The sequence below is a fragment of the Echinicola vietnamensis DSM 17526 genome, assembly GCF_000325705.1.
In the GTDB taxonomy this organism is placed as follows: Bacteria; Bacteroidota; Bacteroidia; order Cytophagales; family Cyclobacteriaceae; genus Echinicola; species Echinicola vietnamensis.
In genome coordinates this window covers 2397891-2410707 of sequence record NC_019904.1, presented here as the reverse complement: position 1 = coordinate 2410707, position 12817 = coordinate 2397891, and the positions used below count along the sequence as shown (strand labels likewise).

7 protein-coding genes are annotated in these 12817 nt (G+C 45.6%); all 7 read right to left on the bottom strand.

What is annotated here, in order from left to right:
* Nucleotides 1-26 precede the first annotated feature (26 nt).
* The gene (locus tag ECHVI_RS09985) at nt 27-1271 is read right to left on the bottom strand and encodes a LamG-like jellyroll fold domain-containing protein (RefSeq protein WP_015265854.1); all 1245 of its coding nucleotides are present in this window, start codon (nt 1269-1271) and stop codon (nt 27-29) included.
* A gap of 462 nt (nt 1272-1733) precedes the next feature.
* Complete coding sequence (locus tag ECHVI_RS09980) at nt 1734-3035, bottom strand: exo-beta-N-acetylmuramidase NamZ family protein (protein ID WP_015265852.1); 1302 nt, start codon at nt 3033-3035, stop codon at nt 1734-1736.
* Nucleotides 3036-3081: 46 nt separating this feature from the next.
* Entirely contained in the window at nt 3082-4917 is a 1836-nt protein-coding gene (locus ECHVI_RS09975) for an outer membrane protein assembly factor BamB family protein (protein WP_015265851.1), read from the bottom strand.
* A gap of 140 nt (nt 4918-5057) precedes the next feature.
* Nucleotides 5058-8009 carry a serine hydrolase domain-containing protein gene (locus tag ECHVI_RS09970; RefSeq protein WP_015265850.1) on the bottom strand — a complete coding sequence of 984 codons (2952 nt, stop codon included), beginning with the start codon at nt 8007-8009 and terminating at the stop codon, nt 5058-5060.
* Between the two features lie 373 nt (nt 8010-8382).
* The gene (locus ECHVI_RS09965; RefSeq protein ID WP_015265849.1) at nt 8383-10167 is read right to left on the bottom strand and encodes a glycoside hydrolase family 9 protein; all 1785 of its coding nucleotides are present in this window, start codon (nt 10165-10167) and stop codon (nt 8383-8385) included.
* A 21-nt stretch (nt 10168-10188) separates the two neighbouring features.
* Complete coding sequence (locus ECHVI_RS09960) at nt 10189-10977, bottom strand: polysaccharide deacetylase family protein (RefSeq protein ID WP_015265848.1); 789 nt, start codon at nt 10975-10977, stop codon at nt 10189-10191.
* Between the two features lie 126 nt (nt 10978-11103).
* Nucleotides 11104-12816 carry a RagB/SusD family nutrient uptake outer membrane protein gene (locus ECHVI_RS09955; protein WP_015265847.1) on the bottom strand — a complete coding sequence of 571 codons (1713 nt, stop codon included), beginning with the start codon at nt 12814-12816 and terminating at the stop codon, nt 11104-11106.
* Between the last annotated feature and the right edge of the window lies 1 nt (nt 12817).

Below are 12817 nucleotides of genomic sequence, written 5' to 3'. Positions count from 1 at the left end.
CTTACTGTAAATAGCATCACTTATGCTTACTTAGAAACAGAAAACTTATCCCATAAGTCTGCGATTTCTTCACCGGAAAGCACTCTATCCCATACAGCAAAGTGCCTAATAAGTGTTATTAAACTTACCGTCCTACCATTTTGCTTCCCGATATACCAATCTTCCTCATTGTAAACATACTCCCCTTCGGATATTTCAGTTGATTTGTTAAGGCTACCATTATAATAGAACCGTATAAACCGACCATCATAGGTAATGACAAAGGTTTTCGTACTTCCATCCTCGGGATATAAAGCTGGTGAGGTAGACCTTCCCCTACCATCAGCTCCTAAACTTTCCTCATTCACTTCCAACTCCACTCTCCCATCACTAACTATCCCAATGTTCAAACCGTTATTCCCACCACCTGATTTATTGGTGCCAAATATCACTCCTGAAAACCTCCCTCTTTTGCCAAAATCTACCATGATTGTAAATTCATGCTTGACATACCCTAAGCTCTTAGAAAAGGGCACCCTAATAAAGCTCCGCAATTCTGAATCTTCATTGTTGCCTAAGGTCACCGTCCCTGCATCTTCATCCCATATTGCATCCTCAGGATAATCCAAAAAACCGTTGTTATCAAAACCGCTCTGGTCCAATATGGAATTGCCAATATCCGTTCCTTTACTAAAATCATAATGTAGGACAAGACCGTCGTAGACATCCTGCCCATCATATCCTGTCAGGTTCTCTATCGTATACAGCTTAAAGTCCTGCGTAAAATACTGATATCGAATCATATTTAGCTGACCAACAGCATAAGTCCCGCTTCCTTTCACAAATCCTGATGGATAATGTGGCTCATTTTCATCTTTATGAAAAATAATCCCCTCTCCTCTGGTTGAATCTACTGTGCCGTCATGATAATCTGTAATGGCTCCGGTAAGCGGATTAGCCTGAGAACCGAACATCCTTCTTCTGTCGTATTGCAAAATACTACCTTCTGTATGCTGATAATCCAATTGACTCTTGTTGTGGACAATTCCGCGCTTACCGAAAATCATATCGTCCAAGTACCCCATCAAGTCATCCACCGAGCCAAAGGATTTTCCTTGTTCATCTTCGAAGTCTGTGTAATGGCCAAAGGCCACCACGCCTCCCATTTCATTGCTGTTCACCAGGACAGTCTCCCCTTTCCTGTAAAGAAAAAATCTGCCCTTCGGATAGGTCTTGTTCCCTACAGTGAAGACATCCGCATCAGCACCTCCTGGAATTAATTTAATTGCCATAAATAATTTTAATTTCTAGGTTAAATTCAAAAATCACGTTCATAAAACGATGTTATGTTCTTTTCATCCCCATACCAGGAGAACCTGCTTCCCTTGAAAGCCACAAACAGATTAGGAAAATGCCGCAGGACACATCCCTACCCAAAATGAATTCATTTAAATTCAATAAACTAGGTAAATAGCACTAAAATCAATAAATAAAAGTGAAATGATGTACTATAGTGTGATTAATGTCAATTTTTTTCAATTTATAATTGATATCATACAAAAACAATACTTAATAGACAATTGTAAAAATATTCATCACAACTAGTGATAAACACTATATATAAGTAAACAAACAATAAACTATAAAATAATAATAAAAATATGTATATGTATTATTTTCAAGATGTAAAAATCACCTACAAAAAAAGACCATGCCTCATCAGACATGGTCTTCAAAAACAAAAATAACTTTGATTAATACAATAGGCAACTAAGCCTTCGTGCTTTGAAAAACGCCAACCCCTCTTGCCAACCTCCAATGATCTCAGCAGGGGACACCCCTTCCAGGAGCTGAGTTCTCACGGCTTGGGTCTTCCACAAGCCATCCATTCGCTTTTCCTTCCATTCCAACTCATCCGGATATAATTCTTTTAGCGCGTCCAGCATATAGACTGCTGCTTTGGCCGACTCGAAAGCCTCTCGCTCCTTCAAGGTAATTTGCGCACTGAAACAGGCTTCACCTAGAAATTTGGGCGGATAAATTTCGATTCCATCCACCACACTTTCCGGCACAAAGCTACTGGCAGCAAAGGTCACCCCCGGCAGCTTATAAGAAGACATTTTCTTGCGCAACACCTCCCCGTCAATCCATGGAGCACCAATATGCTCAAACGGATGCAAAGTCCCCCTGGCTTCAGAAACATTCGTCCCCTCCAGGAGACAGGTCATGGGATAAAGGGCAGCAGTGGTCAATGTCAGCATATTTGGAGAAGGCTTGACCCAAGGAAGCCCCGTCTCATCAAACCACATATCCCGCTGGTAATTCTCCATTTTGACGACCGTCAATGCTGCTTTTGGCAAGCCTTCATTTCCCCGCTCTTCATTGAACATATGTGCCAATTCGCCCACGGTCATCCCATGTACCACCGGGAGTTGGTCCACCCCTACAATGGGCTGGAGCTGCTTTTCCCCTACGGGACCGTCCACATACTTACCGCCAATGGCATTGGGCCTGTCTAAAACCACATAAGGAATCCCTGCTTCCGCCGCCGCTTCCAGCACATGGCTCATGGTGGCGATATACGTATAAAACCGTGCACCCACATCCTGAATATCAAACAAGATCACATCGATCCCCTCCAGCATCTCTGGTGTAGGCTTCCGGACTTTTCCATAAAGGGAAACTACCGGTAAGCCTGTGCTATTGTCCTTTCCATCTGCCACATGATTATCCTCCTCTCCCCTGATACCATGCTCGGGACCAAACAACAACTTCAGTTCCACGTCCTTATTTTCGTGAAGCACGTCTACCAGATGCCTGCCATCTGGTAGCAATCCAGTGTGATTGGTCACCAAAGCCACATTTTTTCCTTTTACCAGTGGGAAATATGCCGGTTCCAGCAACCGCTCCGCTCCGATTACTACACGCTTGATTTGCTCCTCTTCCGGGTTCTTTTCGGTAGCCTCTTCTGCTGTCTGCCTACCGCCGCATGCACCGCAAAACAACACCATGGCTGCGCAAAACAACACTGCCTTTATTGACACATACTTTTTCATATCTTTTCTTATAATTTGGACACTTTTTTAACCTTCCAACGAAAAACTAAAACTCCAACAACTCCACCTTTCCGTCCATGGTTGCTACCACCAAGGAATGTTCATCAATAACGTTCACCGTATTGGCCATGGAATTGTCAATTTTATGCGCCCAGTGGATGGTTCTGGTTTGGGGATCAATGCTGTAAACCGTACTGTTCTTTGTTCCAAAATAAACCGCCCCACCGTTTTCTATCAACATGGACGGCACATGCTCGTAGCCAAACCCACAATCCATTCGCCAAGCCAGGTTGGCAGCATCCCTTCCTGTCTCGAAAGCCACCACTTCATCATTCATGGTTTTACCATAGACCCATTTCCCATCCGATGAAATCCCTATGGATTCCCTTACGGTCGCCTCATTGCTCCTCCAAAGTTCCTCCCCACTGGCAGCATCCAATGCGGTGATGTACCGATCTGGCGCGACGATATAGACCACGCCTTCATGGGCCACGGGAACACACATTGCTGGTGAATACATGCGGTTGGCGGATCCATTGTCCCATTTCCAAGCAAGCTTCCCACTGGCCCTGTCCACCGCATACAAATGCCTGTCCCACGCTCCAAAAATCACCTTCCCTTGGTAAATAAGTGGTTTGCTCACCACTGGCCCTTCCAATCCACCAAATACCCACAATACCTTACCGTCTTTCGCATCCAAGGCCCGGAATTTACCGTCACTGGCACCAATATACACCTTACCATCTTCTACTATGGGCGAACCCAACACAGCAGCAGATGCTGGTGTTTTCCATTCCAATTCCCCGTCAGTTAAGTTAAGCGCGTAGATGTTTCCATCGCCCGTACCGAATATTACCAAGTCGTGGTATCGCACAGGTGAAGAGAAAATCCCTGCACCTGTATCATATGACCATTCCAACCGGCCTGTCTCTATGGAAAGGGCCTCCACTTTCCCGACACTATTTCCAAAAATCACTTTCCCCTTGGCCACCAAAGGCGTACTGATCACATTGGCATCAGCATGATAACTCCACTTAGCAGATACCTGGTCGTATTTTTCATTGATGCTAAAATCAGGTCTTTCATAATTTTCTTTTGCAGCATAATCCTTTGCACCTAGGGCGATTTTTCGCCAAGGCGCATCCGTCTTCAGGCCTGAGGTACGTTCTGCAAAATAAGCCGTATCAGGGCTAATCGTGACAATATTGTACCCCCCTACAGCATCTTTGGCCCGTAAATTTGACCGCCCCATAGCTCCGGGAATGCCTTCAAAATCGTAGGGTTTGTTGCGGTGGCCATGTCCGCAGATGGAAAACTGGGTATTGTATTTTTTTAGCCTTTCCGTCAACTCAAACCAGTTGTCCAGACTATTGTCCAAGGGATAATGATTTACATTAATGATGCGCTGGTCTTTCGGCGTAGCAGCGAGTACCGAATCCATCCATACCACAGCATCCCTGGGAATATGACCATCCGACATCCTGACATAAGGTCCAGAAGCAGTTCCGATAAACTTATACCCCTCATGCTCAAAAACAAACTTATCGTAACCAAAGGCTTTGATAAAACTCACTCCGCCCGATTCTGACCAGCCTGTGTCGTGATTACCAGGGATGACATAATACGGAATTTTTAGTTTGTCTATAATCTCCTTTGCACGCGCTATTTCTTCATCTGTGCCCATCTCCGTAATATCTCCAGTGAGCAGTACAAAATCCAGCCCTTCTTGACCGTTGATATCCGTTATGGTCTTTTCCAAATCCTCTTCCGCAGCCCCACTGGGCGAACCGATATGAGTATCCGTCACAAAGGCAAACTTAAAGTTTTGGCCATAGACGCCACCTATCTGCATCACCAAGAGCAATGCCAGTAATTTTTTCATGGTTTGGGTAATGGTTAGTGATTATTAATTATTTATGCTAGTTCGTTACTGATTTCACCCTTCTTAACCTCCCCATCGAAAGGAAGAATTTGATATACAATTTTCTCAAGACTCATATCTCAATACTCATATCTTAAGAATCACTTCATCGCTTGATACACTACTTCAAGTACATTTGTCCGTGTATTTAACTGATATAGCTTCGTGTTCTCTCTGGTGGGATTTACCCGGTTGGACAAAAAAACATAAACCAATTGGTTTTCTGGATCCACCCAAGCATAAGTCCCGGTAAAGCCCGTATGGCCAAAACTGCTGGCCGGAGCACTTGGGGCTGAATTGCCATTGGGATCTCCCGGTTTCCTTGGTCGGTCAAATCCCAGTGCCCGGTAGTTATCAGGACAAAACTGGCACTTGCCAAATTTACTTACTGTATGGCCCTTGATAAGAGTTTCATCAGCATATTCACCATCATCTAGGTACAGCTGCATAAGCTTGGCCAAATCATTGGCATCTCCAAAAAGACCGGCATGTCCACTGACACCTCCCAGCATGGCAGCTCCTTCATCGTGCACGGTTCCATGTAGCAATTGCCTCCTGAAGAGACTATCATATTCGGTGGGAACGATCCTGTCGGCCGGATAGTCTTGATAAGGATTAAAGGTCAACGTGCTTGCCCCTAAATGATCATAGATCGTTTCATTCAGGTAATCGATAAAAGGTTCTCCCGTAATATGCTCCACGACTTTAGGCGCCAGAATAAACGATAAATCACTGTAAACATATTTTTTATCCTCACTCACGGGAGACTTCATGATTTCCTTATAAATCTTATCGGCATAGTGGCGATGGATGTATAAATGATCGGCTACTTTTATGGGAAACCGCTTGCTTTGGTGATCCTTAAAGGTAAACCATTTGAAAGAACCGTTTTTGCGAACAGTACTCTTCCAAAATGCAATCCATGAGGTTAGTCCCGCTTGATGGGTTAAAATATCCTTATAAACCAAATCCTCCTTATTCGTCCCCTTGGCCATGGGCAGGTAGTCTCCGAGGGTCTTGTTTTCATCAAACTTCCCCTCACCCTGCAATTGCATCAATGCTGCCAAGGACGTGCTGATCTTGGTCACAGAAGCTAAGTCATACAAGTCCGTGATTTTGACCGGAACTTCCTTGTCATAGGTATGGTAGCCAAATGCTTGCTGGTAAAACACTTTGCCTTCCTTGGCCACCAAAACCGATGCCCCCGGAATCGCCTTTTCTGCTATGGCCTGCTGCACCAAATCCTTGATTCCAGTCAAATCCTCCTGTGCAATCCCCACGGCTTCTGGTTCCACATAAGAAAAGCGAAAACCGTCTGATGTTTGAAGGCCATCTCCGATTTTAAAGTTATGATTGATGGTGACAGGCAATTTCCCTTTGGCACCTACACCCCCAAAAACAAGTTGTGAAGCTACATCTTGTGTGAGCTCAGACTCCTGATAAGTAGCAATGACGGCAGTGGCCTTCTCCAAATCCTCTAACTTATCCAAGCTGTAAACATTTCCAAATACCGCCACCACGGTGGGCTGGGCATTGATGAGCTTTTTCAGCATTACATTCATTTCTGCCGTAATCCCAAAATTCTTCACACTGGCCTTCAAGCCCAAATGGTGAATACCCACGATCACTTTGGAGTAACCTTGAAGTGTCTTGAGCATATCCTCCAGGGAGGAAAGTGATATATCCTTTGGCACAAAAAACGTGTCTGCCTCTACATATCTGCTCAGCCCGCGTTGGAAAGCGGTTTCCTCCTCGGCACCAAGGGCCACATAAGCCAATTTCTCCGACGCTAATCGCTTGATTGGAAGCGCTTCCTCCTCATTTCTTAACAGCGTAATCGATGCCTCCACTAATTGCCTGTTCAGGGAATGAGCCTTCGAGTTGTTAAGGTCCTCATGGATATCTTCCATGGACACCGGCTGCCAGTGGCTAAGGCCCTGCCAATCTTTGGCCTGCAACACTTTCATCACGCGCTTGTCCACTTCTGCTTGGGTGATTTCACCGTTTTTTATGGCTTTCTTCACCTCCTCGATGGTTGTTTTGACATCCATGGTATTGAGTAGCATGTCATTTCCTGCCAATAGCGCCTTCACATCGACAATCCCTGGAGGGTAAAATTTAGCCACGCCCTGCATGTTCAATGCATCGGTAAACACAAGCCCCTCATAGCCAATTTCTCCTTTGAGCAAATCTGTCACGATAGGCTTGGAAAGGGTAGAGGCCAAATTTGGGGTATCGTCCAAGACTGGAATACTCATATGTGCTACCATCACACTGCCAAGTCCATTGCGCATCAATTTCCGGAAAGGATAAAGCTCCGTATTTTCCAATCGTTCCCTGGAAAAACTGATCAGTGGCAGCCCCACATGGGAATCTACATCAGTATCTCCATGGCCTGGAAAGTGTTTGGCATTGGCCAAAACATGCTCGTCCTGCATCCCATTCATATAAGCCAAGGCCTTGGAAGTCACATTTTCCTTGTCCTCCCCAAACGAACGGAAGCCGATCACGGGATTATTCGCATTATTGTTGATATCCACCACTGGGGCAAAGTTCACATTCACCCCAATCCGCTTGCACTGCCGGGCGATTTCTGCACCCATTTGATAGATCAATTGCTCATCCTCAATACCTCCAAGGGCCATTTGATAAGGAAAACTCATGGTGCTGTCCAGTCGCATGCCCAGCCCCCACTCTGCATCGATGGAAACAATCAAAGGCACTTTACTGATTGCTTGGTAACGGTTGGTCATACTGGCTTGGCGCCCGGGACCTCCTTGAAAAAATATCAAGCCGCCCACTTTATATTCCTCCACCAGTCGCGCAATGGAATCCTCATAAGCCTTGTCCCTATTGGAATAAACTGGGATCATAATCAACTGGGCAATGCGCTCCTCTGGACTCATGGTCTGGAAAACTGAATCTGCCCAAGTGCTCTTCTGCTGTAAAAAAGGAATTTTACTAGTAGTTGAACCTGACTGGGCATGGGTATATTGCAGCACACAAATCATGGCCAAAACCCACAACCCTCCTTTTAATAATCGGTATTTCATTGTTTATCTATAATTTATCTTTTTCTTGTTTAATAATTATCCCTCGATTCCGCTCGGAATGACAAGTGAAACTCCGCTCGGGACCACAATTCAGCCTCCGCTCGGGATGCCGAATCAACGTTTAATTCTTAAGGTATGACTTTTCTTTCATCAGTGCCGAAAGGAAATTATCCATACTTCTTCTTATGTCTCCCCGATTTCCTCGACAAGCTCAGTTTATACCAGACCGCCACCGTGTCACCCTGAGCGGAGTCGAAGGGCGACACTTCTTGCACCTTTCTACTTTCCAACCTTATTACTTGTTTAACCCCTAAAATCACGACGTTTTATAAATGATGGATTGTCAATTTTAAAATTTTTCAATATGAACACCTCACTTAGCCCAATGTGTCATCATCAGGATTGCCCCGGCAGTTCCATCCATGGTGGGTTCATTGGTGCTATAATCTCCTGAATCATCATGGTAGACCACTTTCTCGTTTTGAAATTCAGCAAACTCATCCGGCTCCTGCAAATGAAGCCCGAGAAGATTATCGTAGATGGCCGTATACACTGGACCATCCACCAATCCTCCCGGGATCTTCAACCCTAACAAAACAAATAAACTCGTATGAACCGCCTCGGGCGATTCACCATTGACAGGCAAGCCGGTAAACATGGACGTTCCCCAGGGGTTCCGCCCAAACAACCAATCACGCTGGCGTGCCAAATAACCTTTATACCGCTTGCTTCCCGACATTTTTTCATACAATATCATCTGGGTGATCAATCCTGTCATCAGGTTATTGGAACACCAGATAAAAGGCACTCCTACCTGAAATGGATTCTTACTGGCCCGCTTTAAGGTATATTCGATGCCTGCCTGATAATAGCCTTCCAACTTCTTCTTGAAGTCATCATCCACCAAATCATGGAGCACAAAGTGTCCCATATTGATAAAAGGATAAAGCCTGTAATGATCCGTGGAATCCACCACAGTCCAAGAGTCTGCGGTGTTGCTTTTTAAAGCGTAAGCTTTCGCTTGTACCAAATATTCCTTCTCACCGGTTGTCTTAAACAGTTCCGCAGCACCCCATTCCATATCATCCGCCCAAGTGGATTCATTATACCGATATGGTGCACTGTAGGAATTACCCTGCTGGTAGCCTTCCTGCTTTCTTCCCAAAGCATATAAACTTTGGGAAGCCTTTCGATATGTGGCCGCCAAAACCGTATCGTTCAAATCCTCCGCCCAAATCCTCGCTGCCAAGGCCAGAGCAGCCGCACATCTCCCTGCTAGATTGGCCACTCCTGTCGCCTCACTCTTATACTGCTGTAAGCCTTGGGGTTTGCCCGTTGCAAAATAAACGGGGCGATAACTATTGGCTCCCCAGCCATAATCTGAATTATCCTGATCCGGAATTTTATACCCTTTATGATCGCGATCATCCGCTACTTGATGAAACAATTGGTCTGGCGCAGGATGCATCTTAAGGATCCAATCCAGTCCCCACTTGGCCTCATCCAAAATATCTGGAATCCCATTCGGGCCATCTTGGCCCAAGGCATTGACCTTATCCTGAAAACGATCCGGATACATCTCGTACGCCAATAGCATATGCGCCGTAGCATAGCTTGAGGTAATGAGGTATTTTAACTGATCGCCGGCATCATGCCAGCCGCCACTCACCTCCACAAACGTACTGTCGGGCATCGGACCAAAAAATGCCCTTCCATCCCGCTGATGACAGACCATGTCCAATGTCGGGTTATAGCCACATCGCTGCTGGCGCATAAACTCCAATAAGGTTTCTTGATGATGGGAATAGACATCTTCACCAATGCTGAAGGGTTGCGACCGGATTTTGGAATGTTTTGTTTGCAGGTAATAATCACCTACTCTGGTGGTGGAAGAAAAATCTACCGTCGCATAAGTGAAATCGCCCCAACCTTCTGCCATGTCTTTTTGAGGCTTGATTTCAGTCACTGCCTCCGCACTTTTCGCATCAATGAGCTGGACCGGCTCATGAAGGGTTTCTTTGCCAAACACCACTGCACTTTTGGTATCTTCGGGCAGATAGCCCAGTTGGTTTACACGAAAATAAACCGTGTCAGCACTCGTTGACGGAGCAGCTGAATGACCAACAAAACTTAAAAGTGAAATTAAAATCGTTAACATCGTAAAGGGTTAATGCTGCACTCAAAGCAATTCATCCACAGTCACTAGTGCATATCCTCGCTCCTGTAATGTACTAATCAATATTGATAATTTATCATAAAACTTATCCGCTCTTTCAGGACCTACACCAACATGCATCAACAATAGAAAGCCATTCAAGCCATTTAATAATTCATGATCCAATATGCTTTTTAAAATGGCGTCGCTTCCCACATAGTGGTGCATATCCGGTGAAGTATAATCGGCATTTGATCGGGTACCTGGAGTAAAATTAACCAACTGAAGTCCCATTTCCGCGGCCCATTGGCTAATCGAATCATTGTACCATTCATATGGCGGCAAATAGAATGGCGCATCTTGCCTCGCTATGCCGTACTCCTCCATCGCTTTATAATTACGGTCCAAATCCTTTTTGAAACCCGCCTTACTGACCAACAGGCTATCCCGGTTTTCCCAGGCACAATAAAGCAAATGTTTATCCGAATGGGCACCCAAATAATGTCCTCTTTCCTTCATCTGCGCTATGAATTGGGCGAAAGCTTCGTTTCGGTAAAAGTCACCTGTGAAGAAAAAGGATACTTTAACCTGTGTCTTATCTAATGTCTTCAGAATGGTCCTGGCTCCCTCAGCAAATTGATGCCCTGTAAACACCAATGCCAATTGCTTTTGGTCAGCATCTCCCCTGATGACCGCTCCATGGGAAGTCGTCTGCTCCATACGTTGACGACCAGCCAACTCAAAAGACATCAGCCAACATAAGATCAACACAGTTCCCCAAGCGGCATATTTAGACAGCGCAGAAAATTCCATTCCAATAAAACACTTTAAAATGCCCTTCCTCTACTAATGAAAAGAAGGGCATTCTTATTACACATTCAAAATAGGGGCTACCCCCACCTATCAACTACTCCTTCGTACTTGATACCTCGTACTGACTTATTGCTCCCAGCCTGGATTCTGCTCCAAGGTCACACCATGTTCTTCATAAAGTGTGATTTGGTCTAACGGTATCGGATCCAAATACACTTTGGGATCTTCAAACCTCCTCTGGGAAGCTGCTGCTGTAGCGGGAATGATATAGCCGCTTTCGCCATCCGTAAGGATCACGCTGCTCTGCAGGTCAGGATAGTCCGCCTTATCGATCCAGGCACCGCGATTGATGTTTTCATTGGCTTCTGTATCGCTGTATTCCAGCTTTTCCCACCGCTTTAGATCATCCAACCGAAACCCTTCCATCATCAACTCAATCCGACGCTCCCGTCTGATTTCCCAAAGCAATGACGGCACATCGGGATCCCGCTCGGGATCGTCGTAGGCTACTCCGTTCACTCCTGGCGCATTCCCCACAAGTGTCAGATGCGGCATCTCGACGCCTGGCCTGTCCCGCAGCACATTGATGGACATATCCAAGTCAGCCTGTGTCAATGCTGGTCCTCCTACTGTGGCCAGCTCGGCTACTGCTTCAGCATAATTCATCAGGACTTCACCATATCTCAGAACAGGAGAATCGGTATAGTTCAGGTTAGAGCTACCTTCTGGGTCATCCTTGATTTCTTCATTGAGAAATTTTAGTGTAGCGTAGCCTGTGGTGCTGTAATTAGATTGGATACCATTTAGCCTTAGCTCATCACTCACCAAGGTACCATAGATTCTTCCATCCCGATTAGCCATCACATTTTGGATGCCCCGATCACCTTGGTACAGCGGGGATAGACCTACCGGCAATCCGTCACTGGCAAGGTAGGTCTCCACGGCATCTTTGGAAACCCCCGTCTGAGGTTCTTTATTATTGTAACTGTTCAGTGCATGGGTGACCAATCCGGGTTCATAATGTCTGTAAAGGATCACCTCAGGGTTTCCGGAGAGATTAAGCGAGGTAAACACTTCCCTGTAATCTCCCAAGGAATAGTTTCCGGTACTTATCATTTCATTGGCCGCCCATTTTGCGGCTTCTAGGTATGCTTTTGCCTTCTCTGTATTCCCTTCGTGATATTTCTGCCAAGTACCTTCATAAAGCATGATCCTTGACATAAAACCGAGGACCACGTCCCGGTTTACACTTAAGCCTGGATCACCATCTACCTGTCGGACATTATCTGCCGCAAACTGCAAATCCTCCAACACCCGGTCCATCACAAACGAACGTGGATCGCGAGGCCTGTACAGGTCTTCTTCATTGGTCTCCTCCAATTCATGGTCATACCACGGCACATCTCCAAATTGCTTGACCAAATCATGGTACTCCATGGCCCTAAAAAAGCGTGCTACTCCAGACCAGTGATTGATCGCTTCTTCATCCATTGGCACAGTCTGTATCCTATTCAAAAAGATATTGGCCTTCCTTACCCATGCAAACGTCCAATATGAACCGGTAGCTGCTGTAGGGATGTTTTGCCTAAACTGGGCTGGACTTGTCGGACCAAAGTCATCATTGAGGCTTTGGCCAGAGAAAAACTTCCCCCAGGCATACCCGGAGCCGTATCCGCTAAAATAGGCGGTATAAAATCCCCAGGAAAAACTCCTGACATTGTTCTCACTGGACCAATACGTTTCGTCTGTCAGGTCATCCAACGGCGGCTTTTCCAAAAAGTCCTCACATCCTGCCAATGTCACGATTAGTGCTAATAATGTTATTATCCTGATTTTCATA